The organism is Pigmentiphaga litoralis (assembly GCF_013408655.1).
Lineage (GTDB): Bacteria > Pseudomonadota > Gammaproteobacteria > Burkholderiales > Burkholderiaceae_B > Pigmentiphaga > Pigmentiphaga litoralis_A.
The window spans coordinates 804,319-825,539 of record NZ_JACCBP010000001.1 but is presented as its reverse complement, the minus strand read 5'-3'; the positions used below and the strand labels follow the sequence as shown (position 1 = coordinate 825,539).

Annotated in this window: 22 protein-coding genes; 8 read left to right on the top strand and 14 right to left on the bottom strand. The window is 64.1% G+C overall.

What is annotated here, in order from left to right:
• The 11 genes from HD883_RS03570 to HD883_RS03520 form a co-directional block, all read right to left on the bottom strand.
• A complete protein-coding gene (locus tag HD883_RS03570; RefSeq protein ID WP_179587793.1) occupies positions 1 to 735 on the bottom strand; it encodes an ABC transporter ATP-binding protein in 735 nt (244 codons plus the stop codon).
• A 24-nt stretch (positions 736 to 759) separates the two neighbouring features.
• Positions 760 to 1,515, bottom strand: a complete 756-nt coding sequence (locus HD883_RS03565; protein ID WP_179587794.1) for an ABC transporter ATP-binding protein — start codon at positions 1,513 to 1,515, stop codon at positions 760 to 762.
• A complete protein-coding gene (locus HD883_RS03560) occupies positions 1,512 to 2,528 on the bottom strand; it encodes a branched-chain amino acid ABC transporter permease (protein ID WP_179587795.1) in 1,017 nt (338 codons plus the stop codon). Before HD883_RS03560 ends, HD883_RS03565 begins: the two co-directional genes overlap by 4 nt.
• Positions 2,528 to 3,448 (bottom strand): branched-chain amino acid ABC transporter permease, encoded by a 921-nt coding sequence (locus HD883_RS03555; RefSeq protein ID WP_179587796.1) that lies wholly within the window; start codon positions 3,446 to 3,448, stop codon positions 2,528 to 2,530. The genes HD883_RS03560 and HD883_RS03555 overlap by 1 nt, the downstream gene beginning before the upstream one ends.
• Before the next feature lie 9 nt (positions 3,449 to 3,457).
• Positions 3,458 to 4,630, bottom strand: coding sequence for an ABC transporter substrate-binding protein (locus HD883_RS03550; protein WP_373563302.1), 1,173 nt, complete (start codon positions 4,628 to 4,630; stop codon positions 3,458 to 3,460).
• 61 nt (positions 4,631 to 4,691) lie between these two features.
• The gene (locus HD883_RS03545; RefSeq protein WP_179587797.1) at positions 4,692 to 5,003 is read right to left on the bottom strand and encodes a non-heme iron oxygenase ferredoxin subunit; all 312 of its coding nucleotides are present in this window, start codon (positions 5,001 to 5,003) and stop codon (positions 4,692 to 4,694) included.
• Between the two features lie 10 nt (positions 5,004 to 5,013).
• Positions 5,014 to 5,487 carry an aromatic-ring-hydroxylating dioxygenase subunit beta gene (locus HD883_RS03540; RefSeq protein WP_179587798.1) on the bottom strand — a complete coding sequence of 158 codons (474 nt, stop codon included), beginning with the start codon at positions 5,485 to 5,487 and terminating at the stop codon, positions 5,014 to 5,016.
• 2 nt (positions 5,488 to 5,489) lie between these two features.
• Positions 5,490 to 6,761, bottom strand: coding sequence for an aromatic ring-hydroxylating dioxygenase subunit alpha (locus HD883_RS03535; protein WP_179587799.1), 1,272 nt, complete (start codon positions 6,759 to 6,761; stop codon positions 5,490 to 5,492).
• Between the two features lie 28 nt (positions 6,762 to 6,789).
• Positions 6,790 to 7,488 carry a fumarylacetoacetate hydrolase family protein gene (locus HD883_RS03530; protein ID WP_179587800.1) on the bottom strand — a complete coding sequence of 233 codons (699 nt, stop codon included), beginning with the start codon at positions 7,486 to 7,488 and terminating at the stop codon, positions 6,790 to 6,792.
• 64 nt (positions 7,489 to 7,552) lie between these two features.
• Positions 7,553 to 8,599 carry a gentisate 1,2-dioxygenase gene (gene gtdA, locus HD883_RS03525; RefSeq protein ID WP_179587801.1) on the bottom strand — a complete coding sequence of 349 codons (1,047 nt, stop codon included), beginning with the start codon at positions 8,597 to 8,599 and terminating at the stop codon, positions 7,553 to 7,555.
• Positions 8,600 to 8,654: 55 nt separating this feature from the next.
• On the bottom strand, positions 8,655 to 9,647 hold the full coding sequence (locus HD883_RS03520) for a 2Fe-2S iron-sulfur cluster-binding protein (RefSeq protein WP_179587802.1): 993 nt from the start codon (positions 9,645 to 9,647) through the stop codon (positions 8,655 to 8,657).
• Between the two features lie 162 nt (positions 9,648 to 9,809).
• Here HD883_RS03520 and HD883_RS03515 point away from each other — a divergent pair, with 162 nt between their 5' ends.
• The 7 genes from HD883_RS03515 to HD883_RS03485 all read left to right on the top strand — a co-directional run bounded on the left by HD883_RS03515 (position 9,810) and on the right by HD883_RS03485 (position 16,678).
• Positions 9,810 to 10,709, top strand: a complete 900-nt coding sequence (locus HD883_RS03515) for a LysR family transcriptional regulator (RefSeq protein ID WP_179587803.1) — start codon at positions 9,810 to 9,812, stop codon at positions 10,707 to 10,709.
• Positions 10,710 to 10,770: 61 nt separating this feature from the next.
• A complete protein-coding gene (locus tag HD883_RS03510) occupies positions 10,771 to 11,697 on the top strand; it encodes an ABC transporter ATP-binding protein (RefSeq protein WP_179587804.1) in 927 nt (308 codons plus the stop codon).
• Positions 11,694 to 12,455: an ABC transporter permease gene (locus HD883_RS03505; protein ID WP_179587805.1), complete on the top strand. Its 762-nt coding sequence runs from the start codon at positions 11,694 to 11,696 to the stop codon at positions 12,453 to 12,455. The genes HD883_RS03510 and HD883_RS03505 overlap by 4 nt, the downstream gene beginning before the upstream one ends.
• A 180-nt stretch (positions 12,456 to 12,635) precedes the next feature.
• A complete protein-coding gene (locus tag HD883_RS03500; RefSeq protein WP_179587806.1) occupies positions 12,636 to 13,349 on the top strand; it encodes a nitroreductase in 714 nt (237 codons plus the stop codon).
• Between the two features lie 41 nt (positions 13,350 to 13,390).
• Entirely contained in the window at positions 13,391 to 13,873 is a 483-nt protein-coding gene (locus HD883_RS03495) for a YbaK/EbsC family protein (protein ID WP_179587807.1), read from the top strand.
• A 114-nt stretch (positions 13,874 to 13,987) separates the two neighbouring features.
• Entirely contained in the window at positions 13,988 to 15,841 is a 1,854-nt protein-coding gene (locus HD883_RS03490) for a PhoX family protein (protein WP_179587808.1), read from the top strand.
• Between the two features lie 135 nt (positions 15,842 to 15,976).
• Positions 15,977 to 16,678, top strand: coding sequence for a uracil-DNA glycosylase family protein (locus HD883_RS03485; RefSeq protein ID WP_179587809.1), 702 nt, complete (start codon positions 15,977 to 15,979; stop codon positions 16,676 to 16,678).
• Positions 16,679 to 16,707: 29 nt separating this feature from the next.
• Here HD883_RS03485 and HD883_RS03480 read toward each other — a convergent pair whose 3' ends face one another.
• Positions 16,708 to 17,487, bottom strand: coding sequence for a sulfite exporter TauE/SafE family protein (locus tag HD883_RS03480; protein WP_179587810.1), 780 nt, complete (start codon positions 17,485 to 17,487; stop codon positions 16,708 to 16,710).
• A gap of 215 nt (positions 17,488 to 17,702) precedes the next feature.
• On the opposite strand from HD883_RS03480, the gene HD883_RS03475 reads away from it, so the two are divergent.
• On the top strand, positions 17,703 to 18,593 hold the full coding sequence (locus HD883_RS03475; RefSeq protein WP_179587811.1) for a LysR substrate-binding domain-containing protein: 891 nt from the start codon (positions 17,703 to 17,705) through the stop codon (positions 18,591 to 18,593).
• Between the two features lie 30 nt (positions 18,594 to 18,623).
• Here the strand turns inward: HD883_RS03475 and HD883_RS03470 are convergent, their stop codons facing one another.
• Together HD883_RS03470 and HD883_RS03465 are read right to left on the bottom strand one after the other, a co-directional pair.
• Positions 18,624 to 19,598, bottom strand: a complete 975-nt coding sequence (locus HD883_RS03470) for a Bug family tripartite tricarboxylate transporter substrate binding protein (protein WP_179587812.1) — start codon at positions 19,596 to 19,598, stop codon at positions 18,624 to 18,626.
• 120 nt (positions 19,599 to 19,718) lie between these two features.
• Positions 19,719 to 21,221: an aldehyde dehydrogenase family protein gene (locus tag HD883_RS03465; protein ID WP_179587813.1), complete on the bottom strand. Its 1,503-nt coding sequence runs from the start codon at positions 21,219 to 21,221 to the stop codon at positions 19,719 to 19,721.

Here is a 21,221-nt window from a genome sequence, read left to right as displayed (position 1 = left end):
TCAGACTCCAAGATAGGTATGGATGATGTGGGTTTCGCCTCGCAAGGCGGCGGACGTCCCGTTCCAGACGTCCTTGCCCTTTTCGAGCACGTAGTGGCGGTCGGCAAAGTCCATCAGTGCACCGACATTCTTGTCGATCACGATCTGGGCGAGGCCATCCCGCTTGAGTTCGGTCAGGGCCTGCCATATTTCCGCGCGGATCAATGGCGCCAACCCTTCCGTGGCTTCATCGAGCACCAGGATGCGGGGATTGGTCATCAATGCGCGTCCGATCGCCAGCATCTGCTGCTCGCCGCCCGACAACTGCGACCCCAGATTATCGCGGCGCTCTTTCAATCGCGGGAAAAAACCGTAGACGCGGTCCAGGCCCCAGGACGTCTGACCGCCCGCTTTCGCCATGCCGCCGGTGGCCTTGGCCAGGCGCGCCGTGGCCACCAGGTTTTCTTCCACCGACAGATTGCTGAAGACCTGCCGACCTTCGGGCACCAGCCCCAGGCCCATCCGTGCGATGCGATGGGACGGCAGGCCTACGGTCGATTCCCCTGCGAAATGCATGCTGCCGGATGTGGTGGGCAGCAGCCCGAACAGGCATTTGACGGTGGTGGACCGCCCCATGCCGTTGCGTCCGAGCAGGGTCACGACTTCGCCCTCGCGCACGTCGAACGACACGCCGAACAGGGCCTGCGCATTGCCGTACGACGCATGCAGGTCGCGCACTTCCAATAGTGTTGTCATCGTGGATTCCTCAGGCGGCTGGCGTCATGCATGAGCCGTATCGCCCAGGTACACGGCGCGTACCTCGGCATTGTTGCGGATCTCATCGGGCGTACCCGACACCAACGTCTTGCCATACACCAGCACCGTGATCCGGTCGGCCAGCTTGAACACCGCGTCCATGTCGTGCTCGATCAGCAGGATGGCGTAACGCTGCTTGAGCCGATGCAGCAAGGCCACCACCGCGGCGGATTCCTGCGAGCTCATGCCGGCCATGGGTTCGTCCAGCAGCAGCACCGTCGGCTCGGCGGCCAGGGCCATGGCCAGTTCCAGCTGCCGCCGCTCGCCGTAGGCCAGGGATGCCGCCGAGACCGCCGCGCGGCCCGACAATCCGGTGTCTTCCAGAGCCTCCCGCGCACGTGCGACCAGGTCGGCGCGGCCCAGCATCGGGCGCCAGAACCGAAAGGCGTGTTCCTTGGCGCCCAGCGCCGCGAACACAACGTTTTCCAGCACCGTGAAGTCCTCGAAGATCGACGTGATCTGGTAGGACCGCAGCAGGCCCTGGCGGGCGCGCTGGGCAATGTCCTGTCCCGTCACGTCCTTGCCCGCGAACAGCACCTTGCCCGAGTTGGATCGCAGTTCGCCCGACAGCTGGTTGATCAGTGTCGTCTTGCCCGCGCCATTCGGGCCGATGATGGCGTGGACCTCATTGGCGCGGATGTCGAGCGACACCGCGTCAGTCACCAGCAGGCCGCCATAACGCTTGACCAGGGCCTCGGTTTGCAGCAACACGGGGTTCATGGCGACACCTCCGCCGGCAGTGAGCCGGCAGGCGACGCCTTGGACGCCACCTGGCGTGACCGCCGCTCGCTCAATGACACCAGAAACCCCTGGATGCCCGCGCGGCCTAACAGACCGACAAGTACGATAATCGGACCAAAGATCGCCATCCAGTATTCGGTCACCATCTTCAGGATCTCTTCCATGCCGATAAAGGCCAGCGCGCCCAGCAAGGGGCCAAAGACCGAGCCCATGCCGCCCAGCACCACCATCACGATCAGGTCACCCGACACGACCCACGACAGGGTGCTGGGCGACGCAAAGGCGTTCAGGTTGGCCAGCAGCATGCCGGCGATGCCGCACAACACCGCCGACAGCACATACGCCGTCAGCTGGTAGTTGCGCGCGGGTACGCCCAACGCGTTGACCCGGCGAAAATTCTGCCGTCCGCCGCGCAGCACCATGCCAAAGGGCGCGACACGCAAACGCGCCATCCACCAGGTCAGTCCGATCAGCACGGCCAGCGACACCAGGTACACGGTGTAGACGCCGCCCAGATCCAGCCCGAGCAGGCGGCTGGTCGCCACGATGCTGGTGCCGTCATCACCACCGTATTGCTTCAGGCTGACGAACAGGAAATAGCCCATCTGTGCAAAGGCCAACGTGATCATGATGAAGGCGATGCCCGACGTGCGCAGGCTGATCGCACCCGTGACCAGGCCCAGCACCGCGCAACAGCCGATACACAGCGCCAGATGCACCCATCCGTTGTCGATGCCATGAAAGGCAGGGATCGCGACGCTATACGCGCCCACGCCAAGGAACAGCGCATGCCCCAGGCTGACCAGACCGCCATAACCCAGCGCCAGGTTGAGCGCGGTGGCCGCGATCGCATAGATCACGATGCGGGCGAAGAACGCGACCCAGAACACTTCGCCCGTGGCCCACGACGCCACCGGCACCGCCAGCAGCAAGGCAAAGACCAACAGCGGCACGACGACCGGCAGACGCCAGCCCGACGACGAGGTAGCCATCATTTTTTCCCCACTGGAAAGAGACCCTGCGGACGCACGGCCAGCACCACGGCCATGAGCACATAGATCAGCATGGACGCCAGCGCGGGGCCGGCGGCGTTGGCAATGTCGCGCGCCATCATCTCCCGCATCATCAGAGGCAGGAAGACCCGGCCCAGGGTGTCGGCCACGCCGACCACCAGGGCGGCATAGAACGCGCCGCTGACCGACCCGATGCCGCCGATCACGATCACGACCAGGGTCGTGATCAGCACGGGTTCCCCCATGCCTGACTGCACGGACAGCAAGGGTCCGGCCATGACACCCGCCAGCCCGGCCAGCGCCGCGCCCAATGCGAACAGGATGGCGTTGAGCAGCTTGATGTTGACCCCGAGCGCGCCCACCATCTGCGGATTGAGCGACCCGGCGCGGATCAGCATGCCCAGCCGCGTCCGGTGCATCAGCGCATGCGCCCCGACCGCCACCAGCAGGCCGACCGCGATGATCGCGAACCGGTAGGCCGGATAGGTGATGCCCATCAGGTCGACCGTGCTGTCGAGCCAGCCCGGCACCGGCAGGAAGTACGGCTGCGATCCCCAGATCAGCCGCACGATCTCGTTGAAGAACAGCACCATGCCGAAGGTGACAAGCACATGGTCCAGGTGATCGCGGTGATAGAGCCGCGACACCGCCACCCGCTCCAGGATCATGCCCAGCGCCACACAGCCCGCGATCGCCGCGACCACGGCCATCGTGAAGGACTGCGTGAAGTTATAGGCGCTGGCCGCAAAGTAGGCGCCCATCATGTAGAGCGAGCCATGCGCCAGGTTCACGAAGCTCATGATCCCGAACACCAGCGTCAGGCCGGCCGCGAGCAGGAACAGCAGGACGCCGTACTGCAGCCCGTTCAGCAATTGCGTCAGCAACAGGTTGAGGGTCATGGCCGTGTCCTAGCGCGCGGCGCACTTGGCGTAGTAGGCGTCCTTGTGGTTCGCCAGGGTCACGCCCAGTTCCTTGACCACGGGCTGCGGGCTGCCCTTGCCCACTTCAAAGGCGTAGTAGTTCTGCACCGGCAGGTTGTTCGTGTTGAAGCTGAACGGGCCGCGCACCGACTTGAATTCCGACCCGGCCGCCTTGACCGCGGCCGCAAAGGCTTTCTTGTCGGACGTGTTGCCGCCCGCCTTGGCGACAGCCACATTGAGCAGCTGGGCCGCGTCGTAGGCCGTGGCGGCGTATTCGCTGGGCACGCGCTTGTAGCGGGCCTGGAAGGCATCCACGAAACGCTTGTTTTCGGGCGTGGCCAGGGCGGCGTCCCACATCGCGGTGTAGATGCTGCCGACCGCCGCGTCGCGCTGCGAAGGCAAGGTCGTGCCGTCGATCGTGAACACCGAGAACAGCGGCGTCTTGGCCATCAGGCCGACCTGGCTGACCTGCTTGACGTAGTTCACGCCCATGCCGCCCGGATAGAACACAAAAACGGCGTCGGGCCTGGCGGCTTGCAGCTGGGAAATTTCGGCCGAGTAGTCGGTCTGCCCCACCTGCGTGTAGACCTCGTCAACGATCTCGCCCTTGAAGAAGCGCTTGAAGCCTTGCAGCATGTCCTTGCCGGCCTGGTAGTTGGGCGCCATCAGGTAGACCCGCTTGTAGCCCTTGTCCTGCACATACTTGCCCATGGCTTCGGCCGCGCCGTCGTTTTGCCACGCGGTCGAAAACACGTTGGGCGCGCAGGCCGGTCCGGCGACGGGCGACGGGCCGGCATTGGTGGCGATGGCCACCGTGCCGGAATCCACGATCTGCTTCAGGCCGGCCATCATGACGTTGGAAAAGCCCAGGCCCACGATCGCATCCACCCGATCCTTCTCGATGAACTTGCGGACGATCTGGTTGCCGATCTCGGGCTTGAGCTGGTCATCTTCCTTGAAGACCGTGACGGTCTTGCCGCCAAACTTGCCGCCCAGCTGCTCGACCGCGAGCGTGAAGCCGTCGATCTGATCCTGGCCGACCGCGGCCTGGCCACCGGTCAATGGCGCCGAAAAACCGACCTTGACCTGTGCCTGCGCGGCGCCCGTGGCGGCCAATGTTGTAAATGCTGCGGACAGCAGTACCCCTTGCATGGTGTTCATGCCTAGTCTCCGTACCTGAGTTGTGATTGTTGTCAACGCGCGCCAGACGGCGCGCGGTGGGTCAGGGCAGCTCGACGAGCACCCTGCCGTCTTCGACCTTGATCGGATAGGTCCTGACGTCTTCCGTCAGCGGCGCGCACATGGCCTTGCCGCTACGGATGTCGAAGCGGCCCTGGTGCAGCGGGCATTCGATCTCGTGGCCTTCCAGGAAGCCATCGCACAGGCGTGCGTGGCCGTGCGTACAGATGTTGTCGGTGGCGTAGACCTCGCCTTCGACCCCGTACAGCGCCAGGCTCTTGCCGCCCAGATCCACGCCGATCACATCGTCGTCGGGTATGTCGTCGCGTGCCGCGACATCCAGCCATTGCGTCATGGGAGCGTCCTCAGATGGGATAGATCATTGAGTTCGGAATCATTTCCGAGTCGTAGATGCAAAAGCGTTGTTCGAAACGCAGACCGTCTTCGGTCGTGCGCAGGCGGTCCAGATAGCGGCCGACATTGAAGACGGTCGACTCGCCATCGAGCTTGGTGCGAAACACGGCGTAGTTGGCTTCGCTCACGATCACGCCGTCTTCGGCGCTCAAAATGCGCGGCGCCGACACGATATGCCGCTGGTAGTACGGGTCGTGGAACAGCGTCTCCTTGATGCCGTATCCACGATCGCGCAGCATGCCGCGGCTCAGGAACCACATGGTCGCGAGCGGAAAGCCGCGTTCAAAGTTTTCCCGCGGCTGGACCTTGTATTCGCAGGTCTCCAGGAACAGGTCGGCCCATGCGTCCCAATCGTTGTTGTCGACGGCGGCGGTGTAATCCGTGTAGATATCCTGCACGGCAAGGAAGGTGTGCATCGGGTCCATCGTCATACCTCCATCACATCGCGCCAGTAGCCATACATGCCGCGGATCAGCGTTTCAGTCACCATGTGATCGGTGTTGCCGACCTCGGTGCCGCCCAGTTCGGCCAGCGCGCGGTGATAGGGCTTCTGCTCGAAACCGCTTTGCGAAAACTCGATCACCTCGCCATCGTCCGCCGACACGAAGCCCGCCGGGCCGAACAGGTTGGACTGGATCAGGCGGCGCTGCGTCATCTCGGGCGTGTCGTCTTCAAATCCGAAGTGGGTCCAGACGAAATCGAACGCCCCGGTGCCGCTCGGCTGGATATGCCGGGTCGACACGCTGTTGACCTGCTGCTGGAAGATGACGCTCGGGAACACGGTCATCATCACGGCCGTGGGACCTTTCCACCAGTCTTCCTGCACGATGTCCAGCAGGCGCTTGTCGTTGATCTCCATGCTTTCCTTGAAGCTGGTGACCCCGCTGGTGACTTCGTTCTTGGCGCCGCTGTTGCCGCGCGTCGAAATCATGGCCGCGTGACGATGGTGGCTGTCCATCTTCAGTTCCGACTTGTTGTCGGCGCGCCAGAGCCCATAGGTGATGAACCAGGTATGCAGCAGGCCCGGGTGGTACGGGTCCTTGATGTTTTCCTGCATCAGCTTCCAGTTGCCCGGAATGCGCTGGCGGTTGTAGCCAAGAATCGTCAGCTTGCGGCCGTTGAACAGGCGGTCGAAGTAACGCAGGATATCGGGCCCCAGAAAGTCTTCGAGGCTTTCGATGTCGTGGTCGAACGACGCAAAGACCACACCGCCGCGCGTCGCAACCTTGAGCTTGTTCAATCCGTTGTCTTCGGTCTTGAAGTCTTTCGGCATGCCGCCGTTGACCTTGCCGTCCTGCTTGACCCCGCGCCGGAACGGCACGCCCTGCAGGTCACCCTTCAGGGAATAGTTCCATTGGTGGTAGGGACAGACCAGGTCTTTCTTGTTGCCGTTGCGTTCGCGGCAGAATTGCATGCCGCGGTGCGCGCACACGTTCTCGACCACGTTGATGCCGCCTTCCTGGTCGCGCGTCATCAATACCGAACGTTCGCCCACTACCGTGCGCTTGAAGTCGCCCGGGTTCGGGATCTCGGCTTCCAGGCCGACATAGCACCAGTGCTTGCCGTAAAAAAAACGTTCCAGTTCTTTCTTGTAGAGCGCCTCGTCGGTGTAGGCCCAGAACGGAATACGGCTTGATCCCTCGCCCTGCCAGGCGGGGTCGTTCGGGAATACCGGCGCGTTCGCTGCGGTCGTTTCCATGGCGGTCTCCTCCATTGGTGTGACGGAATCAGCCTGCGACGCGCACGGTAATGGGCGTCAGGCCTTCGATCGTGCCGTGCATGACCTGACCTGGCTTGACTGCGCCAACACCTTCGGGCGTGCCGGTCATGATCACGTCACCGGGTTCCAGCGTCTCGTACTGCGACAGGTAGGCGATCGATTCAGCTACCGACCAGATCAGCATGTCGATGTCGGAACTCTGCTTGGTCTGGCCGTCCACCGTGACCGCAATCGCGGCTTTGTCCGGATGGCCGATGTCGCTGACTCGCGAAATGGGGCCGATCGGCGCCGACTTGGAAAACGACTTGCCGAATTCCCAGGGGCGGCCCTTGTCGCGCGCATCCAGCTGCAGGTCGCGGCGCGTCATGTCCAGGCCCACGGCGTAGCCGTAGACGTGTTCAAGCGCCTGGTCGATGGCGATGTCCTTGCCGCCCGTGCCGATCACCGCCACCAGTTCGATTTCATGATGGAAGTTGCTGGTCTGGGGCGGATAGGGAATGGTGATCTCGGTCTCGCCCGCCTGCACGACGGCGTTGGCCGGCTTCATGAAAAAGAAAGGCTTCTCACGATCCGGATCCCGGCCCATTTCGCGGGCATGCGCGGCATAGTTGCGGCCGACACAGAACACGCGGTTGACGGGAAACTGATCGTCGGTGCCGACGATGTCGAGCGCAACTTGTGCCGGTTGGGCAATGGCGTAGGTCATGAAGACTCCTTGGTCGAATCAAATGAATGTCGATGGCCGCGGGATGGATGCCGCGCGGCCTGGATCACAACTTCTGTTCGCGCCACAGGCCAAGGGACTGCTGGGCCGGGCGATCGGAATAGCTGAAAAGGATCGTGTCCTTGCGCGCCTGCAGACGCAGGGTGTGCCAGGACGGAACCACAAAAACGTCGTTGGGCTGGAAGGGGAACGCTTCGCCATTGATCTCGGCGACGCCTTCACCTTCCAGGCAGGCGTACACCGTGCCGTCGGTGGACCGGTAAGACTGCGTCTCGAAACCGGCAGGCAGGTGCTGGGCGAAGGCGCCCATGGTCGGCATGGGCGAGGCACCCGTGGCCGGGTTCACGAAACGCAGCTTGTGGCCCATGTGCGGATCGGCCGCCGTGCGCGCAATCGACAGCAGCGATTCGCGGGTACGGGCAAAGGGATAGACGAACACCTTGGTGGGCTGGGCGGACGTCTGCTGAAAATCCATGGGCAGCATGTTGTTGCCATAGCGCGCCAGGGCGTCGCCTTCGGGCCGCAGTTCGGACTGCGCCACGGTATGGCCGTGCTCGGCAAAGCCGGCGTCAAAGAAACGCAGCAGCGGGATGTCGAGACCATCGAGCCACACCACCGGGGTGTCGCCCAGGTTGCCATGGTCGTGGTAGGTCCAGGCCGGCGTGATGATGAAGTCGCCCCGTTTCATGGTGGTGCGTTCGCCGTCGACGGCGGTGTAGGCGCCCTCCCCGTCCAGCACCAGGCGCAGCGCGCTCTGGGTGTGACGATGTGCCGGTGCGATCTCGCCGGGCAGAATCAATTGCAGGCCCGCGTACAGCGTCTGTGTGATGGACGAGTTGCCGCGCATGGCGGGGTTCTCGAGGATCAGCACGCGGCGCTCGGCTTCTTCGGCCGTGATCAGGCGGCCGGCTTCCATAACGTAGTCGCGGATGTCGGCGTATTTCCACAGCGCGCCCACGGCGGGCGAATTCGGCTGCTTGGGCACCAGGGCGCCCAGCACTTCCCACAGCGGCGTCAGGCTGCTTTGAGAGATGCGGTCGTAGTAGGCGGCGCGTTGGCGCGCGGTGTCATCGATCTGGATTTGCGCATTCATGATCGTGTCTCCTTGTAATGGCTAAGCTGCCGCGTAGAACGCGTCATGCATGTGTCTAAGCTGCCGCGTAGAACGCATCAGCGTGAATATGCTCCGGCGCCGCGCCCTTGCGTGCGGCGAGCAAGGCGGCGGCTTCCACCATGGGGGGCGCACCGCACAGGTACACCCGCCAGCCGGTCAGGTCCTGCCAGTCCTGGTCGACCGCGTCGGTCACCCAGCCGCCCCGCATGCCCGCCCCCGGGGCGCCTGCGGCGACCACGATGTGGGTGCGCAGGTTGGCATGGCGTGCCGCCAGGTCGCTCAGGCGCTCCGCGCAATACACGTCCTGTACCGAGCGTACGCCGAAGTACACGTGAATGGGATTGGTCATGCCGCCAGCCAGGGCGCCCCGCACGATCGACAGCACGGGCGCCAGGCCGGTGCCGCCGGCCACGCACAGCATGGGGCCTTCGTGGCGGCGGCGCAGGTAGGCGGTGCCCAGCGGGCCGCTGACGCGCACGGTATCGCCCACCTTCAGGTCGGTATGCACATAGCCGGTCACGCGGCCGTCGGGCACCTTACGGACATGGAATTCAAGCAGTTCATCGCCTGCCACGCCCGCCATCGAATAGGGGCGGATGTGATCGGGGCTGAACTGCAGGGTGGCGTACTGGCCGGGAGAAAACGCGAGTGGCTTGGCGGACTTCAGACGCAGCCCGATGATGTCGTGGGCCAGGGGGTCGATATGCGCCACGGTGGCTTTCAGGATGCGCGCCGGATGGGTCACGACCTCGTCGGCCTCGGGCACCTCGATCCGACAGGACTGGGTGAGCACGCTCATGCAGGCCAGCACGTAACGGCCTTCGGTGTCGCCGCGTGGCCGGGTGTAGGTGATCTCGCGACCGGACTCGAGCACGTCGCCGTCCAGCACCTTGCACCGACAGGTGCCGCAGCGGCCGCTCATGCAGCTGTACGACACCGGCACGTCGTTGGCGCGCAGCGTGTCGAGCAGGTTGGCGCCGGCTTCGAACGTTAGGGATCTGCCCTGGGGCTCTACGTGAAGTTCCATGAAGCTGTCTCGGCTTGCATTGTTGTGTTTATGGACGCAGTGTAGAGAGCGAAGAAAAATTAATATATAGAATGTCGTGAATCTTGATAATCACGGCTGTGAATACTGCTGCGGGCGTGATTGCGAACGCAGGCACGACCGTAGGCGACCCCGGGAATACCCATGGACCTGAAGGACATCGACCTGAATCTGCTGGTGGTCTTCCAGCGGCTCATCACCGAACGCCGCGTGTCGGCCGCTGCCGCGTCGCTGGGCCTGACCCAGCCGGCGGTCAGCAATGCGCTCAAGCGGCTGCGCCTGCTGCTGGACGACGAGCTCTTCATTCGTACCGCGCGCGGCATGGAACCCACCCCCTACGCCGCGCAGCTGGCCGAGCCGATCGCCTATGCCCTGAATGCCATCCACAGCAGCCTGAACCAGCGCAGCACCTTCGATCCGGCCACCAGCACGCGCAAGTTCACGATCAGCATGACCGACCTGGGCGAGATCGACCTGATGCCCAGGCTGATGGACCGCCTGGCGACCGAAGCGCCCTTCGTCACCCTCAGCACGGTGCGCAACACGCTCGATCACCTGGCCGACGCCATGGAGGCGGGCCAGGTCGACGTGGCGGTCGGGCTGATTCCCCAGCTCAAGACCGGCTTTTTCCAGCGCCGCCTGTTCCTGCAGCGCTATGTGTGCATGTTCCGCGCGGGGCACGAGGTGGACGGCAGGAAGCTGACGGCCAAACGCTTCTTTGATGCCGACCACGTGGTGGTGGTGTCCCAGGGCACGGGCCATGCGCGCATGGACGAGATCATCGAATCCAAGGGCACGCGGCGCGCGCTGCTGACGGTGCCGCACTTCGTGGCCGTGGGGCACATCCTGAGCACCACGAACATGCTGGCCACGGTGCCCGAACGGTACGCGCTGCGGTCGGCCGGACCGTTCGGGCTCAAGCACGTGCCGCACCCGCTGCCCCTGCCCCCGATCGGCATCAACCTGTTCTGGCACGCCAAGTTCCACAAGGACCCGGCAAACCAGTGGTTACGCAACATCGTGTTCGAATCCTTCGTGGGCTGAAGCGGGCGATCGGCTGCGGCTGCTATTCTTGGCCCTCTCTTTTTCGTTGACCGGAGCCCGTGTGCAGCCCGTCGTATCCGTCAAGAACCTGTCGAAGACCTATGCGTCGGGCTTCCAGGCGCTCAAACACATCGACCTCGATATCCGCCAGGGCGAAATCTTTGCCCTGCTCGGACCGAACGGGGCCGGCAAGACCACCCTCATCAGCATCATCTGCGGCATCGTCAATGCGAGCGAAGGCACGGTCATGGCCGACGGCCACGACATCCGCGATGACTACCGCGCGGCGCGTGGCAAGATCGGCCTGGTGCCCCAGGAAATCTCCACCGACATGTTCGAGAGCGTGTGGAGCAGCGTCAACTTCAGCCGGGGATTGTTCGGCAAGCCGGCCAATCCCGCCTACATCGAAAAGATCCTGCGCGACCTGTCATTATGGGAAAAGCGCGACAGCCGCATCATGGCGCTGTCGGGCGGCATGAAGCGCCGGGTCATGATTGCCAAGGCCTTGTCGCATGAACCCCGCATCCTGTTCCTGGATGAGCCCACCGCGGGCGTGGACGTGGACCTGCGCCGCGGCATGTGGGAAATGGTGCGCCAGCTGCGCGAGAACGGCGTCACCATCATCCTGACCACGCACTACATCGAAGAAGCCGAAGAGATGGCGGACCGCATCGGCGTCATCAACCGCGGCGAAATCGTGCTGATCGAAGAAAAGACGGCGTTGATGGAAAAGCTCGGCAAGAAGCAGCTGACGCTGGAACTGCAGCACCCGCTGTCTGCCGTGCCCGCGGCGCTGGCGCATTACCGGCTGGACCTGTCGCCCGATGGCTGCAAGCTGATCTATACCTTCGACAACGAAGGGCAGCGCAGTGAAATCGCCGGCCTGCTTCGCCTGTTGAGCGAGAACGGCATCGAGTTCAAGGACCTGCAGACTTCGCAGAGTTCGCTTGAAGACATCTTTGTCAGCCTGGTCCGGGGGGACGCATGAACCTGTACGCCATCCGCGCTATCTACCGCTTTGAAATGGCGCGCACTTTCCGCACCCTGATGCAGAGCATTGCATCACCGGTCATTTCCACGTCCTTGTACTTCGTGGTGTTCGGCTCGGCCATCGGCTCGCGCATGGTGGCCATCGACGGGATCAGCTACGGGGCCTTCATCATTCCCGGCCTGATCATGTTGTCGTTGCTGAATGAAAGCATTTCGAACGCGTCATTCGGCATCTACATGCCCAAGTATTCCGGAACGATCTACGAGGTCCTGTCGGCCCCCCTGTCGTATGTCGAGATCGTGATCGGCTACGTAGGCGCCGCGGCGACCAAGTCGGTCATGCTGGGGCTGATCATGCTGGTGACCGCCAGGCTGTTCATTCCGTTCGAGATCGTGCACCCGGTGTGGATGGTGACCTTCCTGGTCCTGACCGCGGTCACCTTCAGCCTGTTCGGTTTCATCATCGGCATCTGGGCCGACGGCTTCGAAAAGCTGCAGATCATTCCGATGATGATCGTGACCCCGCTGACCTTCCTGGGCGGCAGCTTTTATTCGATCGACATGCTGCCGCCCTTCTGGCAGAAAGTGACCCTGTTCAATCCGGTGGTGTATCTGGTCAGCGGTTTCCGCTGGGCCTTCTATGGCGTGGCGGACGTCAGCCTGTTCGCCAGCGTCGGCATGACGCTGGTGTTCCTTCTGCTCTGCATGCTGGGCGTGCGGTGGATCTTCCGCACCGGTTACCGGCTCAAGAACTGATCGCAAACGGTTGAGCATGGCGCGCCCGTCCGTCCACAGTCAAGTGGCCGACGGCCCAAAAATTATCCACAGATCATGTGGATAAAATCGCCCTGGCCGGGCTGCGAAGCCCGGCCCCACGTGACCCCATCGGGCCGCCGTGAATTTGGGCAACCACGGTAAAAACCAACGAGCCGACCTATGACCTCCGCTTTCGCGACCGACGCTTCCTCAACCGCCACGGTGGTCGACGCCGCGATTACCAGCCGGCGATCCGTCCGCGCATTCCTGCCGCGGCCGGTGCCCGAGGCGGATGTACGAGCCATTCTGCAGGTGGCGTCCCGCGCCCCGTCGGGCAGCAATGTGCAGCCCTGGAAAGTCTACGTGCTGACGGGGGACCGACTGACGGCACTGTCGGACGCCATCGTTGCCGTCTACAACGATCCGCACAAGGCGGCTGCGCAGTCCGAGCCCTATGCCTATTACCCGCGCCAGTGGATCGAGCCTTATCTGGCGCGCCGCCGCAAGGTCGGCTGGGACCTGTACGGCCTGTTGGGGATCGGCAAGGGCGACAAGCCAGCCATGCACGCACAACACGGCCGCAACTATCGCTTCTTTGACGCGCCGGTCGGCCTGCTCTTCACCATCGACACCACCATGGAGCAAGGCAGCTGGCTGGACTACGGCATGTTCCTGCAATCCATCATGGTGGCGGCGCGCGGGCGCGGGCTGGACACCTGCCCGCAAGCGGCCTTCAACGGCTTTCACGAGGTCATCCGCGCCGAGCTGGCGCTGCCCGACAACGAGACCTTCGTGTGCGGCATGGCCCTGGGCTACGCCGACCCCGACGCCATCGCCAACCGCCTGACGACCGAGCGCGCGGCGATTGATGACTTCGTCACGTTTCTTTCCTGACCCTTGGCTTTCCTGACCCTTGCTTTCGGAGTACCTGTTTCATGAGCCTGGCTTCGGTCCGCCGCTTTCTTGACGAACACGCTCCCGACATCGACCTGATCGAACTCGACACCAGCACGGCCACCGTGCCCCTGGCCGCGGCAGCCCATGGTGTGGCGCCCGGCCAGATCGCCAAGACGCTGTCCTTGCGCATTGGCGAACGGGTGGTGCTGGTGGTGACCCCGGGCGACCGCCGCCTGGACAACAAGAAAATGAAAGCGGCCCTGGGCGGCAAGCCCCGCTTTCTTGAAGCCGACGACGTGGCGCGGCTGACGGGCCACCCCGTGGGCGGCGTATGCCCCTTCGGCCTGGCCACGCCGCTGCCCGTGCTGTGCGACGTGGCGCTGCAGGCGTACGACGTGGTCTTGCCTGCCGCCGGTGACATCCATTCCGCGATCCGCATCGCGCCGCAGCGCATGGCGGACCTGACCGGGGCGCAGTGGGTGGACGTGTGCGCGGAACCGGTCGCAGCAGAATCATCCTGACAAATAGCTGAGAACATTCACGGAATCGTCATATTGCCTCTTTAAGCTTGCGGTCAGTTTCAGCCGGATGCAGTGCATCGCCTGAAGCCTACCCCACCAAATTAAGAGGTTTGCATGTCCTATTTGACAGACGAGTTCCGCGCCAAAAAACGCGCCGAGCAAGGCGTGGTGACCGTTGAAGGTCAGATGCTGGAAGACATCGTGGCGGCCAATCCTAGCCGTCGCACCATGCTGAAAAGCGGCTTTGGCCTGTCGATGCTGTCGGTATTCGGCGTTACCAGCCTGGCAGCCTGTGGTGGCAGCGACGACAACGACAACGGTACGTCGACGCCGACCTCTCCCGCACTGAACTACGGCGTGACCTTCACGCCGATTGCCAAGGTCACCGACCGCGCTGCGCCGGCATTTGACGCCGTGATCGTTCCGAACGGCTATGTGGCCGAAGTGATCTTCTCGGCCGGTGACCCGGTCGTTGCCGGCTCGACCGGCTACAAGGGCGCCTTCCAGACGTCCGCTGAAACCGAGCGCCAGTCCGGTGGCCAGCATGACGGCATGCACTTCTACGCGATCCCGAACGTTGATCCGCAAAAGGGTGGCCTGCTCGCCATCAACCACGAAGCGCTGGATACCGCCATCCTGTTCGCCGGCAGCTACAACGCCGCCACCGCCACTGCGGAACAGAAGAAGATCGCCCTGTCGAACGTTGGCGTGTCGGTCATTGAAGTGCAGCGTGCCGACGACGGCAAGTGGTCGGTCAAGCAGAACTCAACCTACAACAAGCGCTACACCGGCAACACGGTCTACCAGGTCGGCGGCCCGGCCAAATCGGTCGTGGGCAACACGGTCGTCGGTACCCTGAACAACTGCTCGAGCGGCCATACGCCGTGGGGCACGTACCTGACCTGTGAAGAGTCGACCGACAACTACCTGGATCCGACGCAGCCGGAAGTCGGCTACGGCTGGGTCGTGGAAATCGATCCGCTGGGCACGCTGGTCCAGCCCACGAAGCGCACGGCCATGGGCCGCTTCGACCACGAAAACACCGCCTACATGACGAACTCGGCCAACCGCGTTGCGTTCTACATGGGCGATGACGGCACGCCGGGCTGTATCTACAAGTTCATCCCGAGCAAGGCTTTCGATCCGGCCAACCGCGCCGCGAACGCCAACCTGCTGGACGAAGGCACGTTGTACGTCGCGCGCTTCAACGGCGACGGTTCGGGCAACTGGGTCGAGCTGACCCAGGGCAAGAACGGCCTGGTGGTCGGTGCGACCGATCCGGGCAACTTCACGCAAGTCGCCGTGGGCGCCGTTGCCCCATCGACCGTCGTGAACTTCAACACGCAAGCCGACGTGCTGGTCAACACCAAGTCGGCCGCCCGTGTGGCTGGCGGTACGCTGATGGACCGTCCGGAGTGGATCACGGTCGGCCAGGACGGCACCGTGCTGTGCACGCTGACCAACAACGGCAGCCGCAAGCGTGTCGACGCCGCCAACCCGCGTGTCGACAACGCCCACGGTCATATCGTCCGTTGGAAGGAAGCCGGCAACTCGCCGCTGGCCACGACCTTCACGTGGGACCTGCTGCTGCAAGCGGGTGACCCATCGATCGCTGCCACGAACCTGAAGGGCAACATCGTCGGCAATACGTTCTCGAGCCCGGACGGCATCCGCATTGACCCGCAAGGTCGCCTGTGGGTCCAGACCGACTCGGGTACCGGCGCCAACATCACGGACACCTTCGGCAATAACTCGATGTACTACATCGACCAGAAGACCGGCGAATCCAAGCGTTTCCTGGCCGGCCCGACCGGTTGCGAAATCACCGGCATCGCCTACACGCCGGACCTGACGACGTTCTTCATCAACATCCAGCACCCGACTGGCAAGTGGCCCTCGGCCAACCTGCCGGCACGGTCGTCGACCGTGGTGGTGCGTCGCACGGACGGCAAGCCTGTCGGCGCGTAATCCTTAGCCTGTAATCAGTAGCCTGCAGTAATGAAACGGCGTCACCTTCGGGTGGCGCCGTTTTTTTGTCTTGCGCAGGCATTCCATTGGCGCAGGCACAATGTCGGACTTCGATCCCCCTTCCTGCCCCCCGACATGCCCCTGACCCCCGCCCGTCTGGCCGCCTTTCGCGCCGCTGCCCGCGACTTGCAGGGCATCGACATCGACGCCTACACCGCCAGCGGCAAGGATCCGCTGGATCCCATCCTGGGCCTGGGTGCGCCCACCCGGCGCATCGCCTTTTTCGGGCGGGATCCGGGCCGCGACGAAGTGCGGCGCGGCGAACCGTTTATTGGCGCGGGGGGCCAACTGGTGCGGCGCGTGATTCAGGAACACCTGACGGGACACGCCGCAGCCGACATGGACACATTGAGCGCGCTCACGGATGACTTCTTCTGGATCAACACCGTTCCCTACAAGCCAATTGGCAACAAAGCCTGGTCCATGGCGGCCAAGCGGCGCTTCCAACCGCTGATCGCCGACTTGCTGCTGAACGTGTGGCGCGGCGATACCGTGATCACGCTGGGGCGCGAAGCGTTCCTGTGGTTTGGCATCGGGCAGCCGGCGGACACGCGCGCGCAGCTGGATGCGTTCTGGGCGCGCGACGACCGGTTCGTCCGCACACTGACAGTCTCGTTGCAGACGTCCACGACAGCATCCTGTCCATTGACGCTCTGCCCCCTGCCCCACCCGTCTCCGCTGAATGCCGTCTGGTATGCGCGGTTTCCGGGCTTGCTGCGCGACCGGCTGGTGGCGCTGGATGTTCGTCGCGACACGCTGGATAGTCGACAGGCCTAGCGGACACAGCACGCCTTCACCGCACAAGGTCAGCCTTTGATCGCTTGCGCTACGACCATGTAGCCGCCCAGAAGAATCAGGCTGCCCAGGAAACATCGGCGGAACACCGTGGGCGATAACGCATGGCGTATGCGCTGGCCGATCAGCATCCCCACCCATGCGGGCAGCAACAACAGCGCCGACGCCCCGGCCACACCCAGCGAGATATCGGCGCTGCGGGCCAGCACCACCGCCAGCGCCGCCACCGAGATCATGAAGCTGATGGCCATGGCCTGGACCAGCTCGTCGCGGGTCAGGCCCAGCGACTGCAAGTACGGGACGGCAGGAATGACGAACACGCCCGTGATTGCTGCAATGGCACCGGTCGCTGCGCCTGCCAGTGGCCCCAGCCAACGCTCGGTCTGCCGTGACAGATGCAGGGGCCGAGCCAGCAACCCCCACGCGCCGTAGGCCATCAGCGCGCCACCGAGCAGGTAGGCCGCACCGGCGCCCGATGGGGCTCCCCACTTCCAGGCCGCCAGCCACGTGCCCGCACACACGCCCACCTGCATGCCGGCCAGGCGGCGCAGCACGCGCCACGCCGATCGCCACGGCAGGGCCTGCCACACGTTGGTCAGGAAGGCCGGGATGATCAGCAACGCCGCGGCCTGCGCAGGTGGCATGACCAACGCCAGCAAACCCATCGCGACCGTCGGCAGCCCCAATCCGACGATGCCCTTCACGCAGCCCGCCACCCCAAAGATGACGATGGTTGCGAGGGCGACAGGGGAAAACAAGGCAGCCACAAGGGGAGACCAGAAAGCAGACATGGTGCGCGAACTCGGTAGAAAAGGTCGGGATGACGGCGGGCGGACCGGTGGGGTGACAGCATCGGCCGTAACGTCACGCCATTGTGCGCTCGGCATGCGCAGGGTCTGCATCGGGAAGAAGCGCAAGGTGCCTCAGGCTTTGCCTGATTCATCCGGATCATGCCGTGCAGGCGTCGCGGCCAGGACATTGCCACCTGGCCTGCTACGATTTGCCCATGCGCCTTGACCTGACCGACCTGCAACTCTTCCTTCATATCTGCGAAGCCGGCTCCATTACGGGCGGTGCGCAGCGGTCGCACATGACCCTGGCGTCTGCCAGCGAACGCATCCGCGACCTGGAAGCGGCGCTGGGCGAACCGCTGCTGATTCGCAATCGGCGGGGCGTGACCGAGACGCCTGCCGGGCGCACGCTTGCCCATCATGCACGTCTGGTTACCCAGCAGATGGAGCATCTGAAGGGCGAGCTGAACCAGTACGGCAACGGGGTGCGGGGCCATGTCCGGCTGCGCGCCAATGCCGCGGCCATCAGTGAACATTTGCCCGAAGTGCTGGCGGATTTCCTGGTGGCGCACCCATTGGTGTCGCTGGATGTGCATGAACACACCAGCGCCGACATCGCCCACGGCGTGCGCACCGGCATGTGCGACATCGGCGTGGCGTCGGACGCGGCCGACCTGCAAGGCCTGATCGTGATGCCATTCAGGGCGGATCAGCTGCTGCTGATTCTGCCTAAGGACCACCCGTTGGCTGACGGCAGGTCCGTCGCATTCGCGGACGTGCTCGACGAACCCTTCATCGGTCAGGCAGAGCAAGGCGCCATGGCCGCATTGTTGACGCACCACGCCAGGCTGGCGGGCAAGACGCTGGCGTATCGGGTGCGGCTGGACAGCATGGACGCCATCTGCCGGATGGTCGGGCGCGGCGCGGGCGTGGCCGTGGTTCCCGAAGCGGCCGCGCGGCGGATGGGTCGCGCGGCCGGTATCCGCAGGCTGCGGTTGACCGACGCCTGGACGCGCCGGCAGGTGGTGGTGTGCGTGCGGGCCCCGGATCAACTGCCCCTGCCCGCTCGCCAGTTGCTGGACCATCTGCTGGCGCAGGCCGGATAGACCACGCAGCCGATGCCCCCGGCCGGATCCCTATTCCGGCTTGATCCCCGCCTTCTTCGCCACGTCTCCAAACACCTTCAGTTCCCGCTCGATGCGCGCCTTGAACTGCCCGGCGTTTTCGCTATTGGGCTCGAAGCCCGCCGTGCGCAGCTTTTCGACGTACTCCGGATTTGCAGCCACCTCGTTCACGGCAGTTTCCAGCTTCTTGCGAATCGCCGGATCGGTACCCGACGCCACCATCAGGCCGAACCAGATGCTCAGCACCACGTCGGGATACTTCTCGGCCGCAGCGGGTACGTTGGGCAGGCTGGCCAGGCGCTTGGGCTCCATGACCACCAGCGGGCGCAGCCGCTCGGTGCGGATGAATTCGGCCGACGGCGCGGGTGTGGCGGAGGCCAGGTCCACCTGGCCGCCCACCGCATCGGTCACCACGGCAGCCGCGCCCTTGTAAGGCACGTGCGTAATGTCGATACCGCTGGCGGCCTTGAGCAGTTCGACGGCAAAGTGCTGCGGCGTGCCGTTGCCCGAGCTGCCGTAGTTCAGCTTGCCGGGGTTGGCCTTGGCATAGGTGATCAGTTCGGCGAACGACTTGACCGGAATGTTCGGATTGGCCAGCAGCAGCAAGGGCGTGCCGGCGATCAGGCCCAGCGGCTGCAGGTCTTTCGAGATGTCAAAGGCCAGGTCCTTCTGCATGTACGGGCCGATGGTGCGCGCGGTGTCCGTAAACAGGATCGTGTAGCCATCGGGCGCGCCCTTGGCGACCAGGTTCGAGCCGATGGCGCCACCGGCACCGGCGCGATTTTCGACAATGACCTGCTGGCCCAGCTTGGCTGACAGATACGGTGCGACCAGCCGGCCGACGATGTCGGTGCCGCCGCCCGGGCCGAACGGCACGACGAGCCGGATCGGTTTGTTGGGATAGGCGTCAGCGGCCACTGCGGCCAACGGGCTGGCCAGAACGGCCGTGCCGATCGCGGCGGCGATCAGGGTGCGAATGAAGGTCATGCTGTCTCCTCGGTGGCCCGCAAGGGGCCTGGCGCTGTGCGCTCGTTGTGTGGACTGCGGTCGTGCAAGGAACGGGGCCCCGGCCCCGTCCCGGGTAGAAGGCGCAATGAAGGGCTTACCTCACGGCGCCAGGTTGACGTTCACGTTCTTGATCTGCGAGAACTCCAGCAGTTCTTCAAAACATTCTTCGCGGCCGATGCCCGACTGCTTGTAGCCGCCGAACGGCGCGCCCAGGAAATGCTTGCTGGTGTCATTGATCCAGACATAGCCTGCTTCCACACGTTGCGCGGCACGATGGGCCGTGACCAGGTCGCGCGTCCAGATCGATGCAGTCAGGCCCAGTTCGACGCGGTTCACCATCTCGAACAGTTCGTCTTCGTCTTCCCACTTGAACATCGACAGGACCGGACCGAAGATTTCTTCGCGGGCGATGGTCATGTCGGCATTCACGTCGGCAAAGATGGTGGGCTCGATAAAGAAGCCGTCGGCCAGCCCTTCGGTGTCCGGATGCTTGCCGCCGATCACCAGCCGCGCGCCCTCTTCCTTGCCCGAGAGGATGTACTTCATGATCTTGTCGTACTGGGTCTGGTTGATGACGCAGCCCATGGTCGTGGACCAGTCGGTCGCCATGCCGGGTTTGTGCCGTTCGCACGTCAGCCTGGCAGCGCCCTCCACCACCTGGTCGTAGATCGATGCGTGAATGAACGCGCGGCTGGTCGATCCGCAGGATTGGCCCGCCCACGTGAAGTTCATGCCGCGCACCAGTCCGTCGGTCAGCGCCTTGACGTCGGCATCCGGAAAGCCGATCAGGGCATTCTTGCCGCCCAGTTCCAGCAGCACGGGCTTGAGCGAATCGGCCGCGCTGCGCATGATCGCTTTGCCGGTCGGCACGCTGCCGATCAGGGTGATCTTCTTGACCAGCGGATGCACGGTCAGCGCCTGGCCGCATTCCTTGCCGCCGCTCAGGATGTTGAGCACGCCCGGCGGAAAGATCGGGCCGATCAGTTCGGCCAACCGGATGCCCGACAGCGGCGCCGGTTCGGCCGACTTCATGACGACCGTGTTGCCGGCGGCCAGGGGGGCGGCGATCTTGGCGCCCACGAACATGAAGGGATGGTTGTAGGCCACGATGCGGGCCACCACGCCCAGCGGTTCGCGCAGCGTGTAATTCAGGCGGTCGTCGCCCATCGGGATCGTCGATCCCTTCAATTCCATCACGACGCCCGCAAAGTAATCGAGGCTGGCGGCCGCGATATTGGCGTCCGAAATCATTTCGGACACCGGATTGCCGGTGTTGATGGCATCGATCAGCGCAAGTTCTTCGGCATGATCGCGCAGCACGGTGGCGGCGCGGCGCATGATGGCGGCGCGCTCCATCGGCTTCATGCGGCGCCAGGCCGGATAGGCGGCGTGGGCAGCCTTGACGGCCGCATCGACGTCGGCGGCGTCGGCGTCGGCGGCTTCACCCACCTGCCGGTTCAGGCCGGGGTTCAGGGTGGGCACGTAACGGCCACTGGCCGGCGCATGCCATTCGCCACCGTAGAACAGGTCGCGATGGGTCGGGATCACGGTGGCGGGATCGATGCTGCCCTTCTTGGGGGCGGTAGACACGGTGCTGCTCAT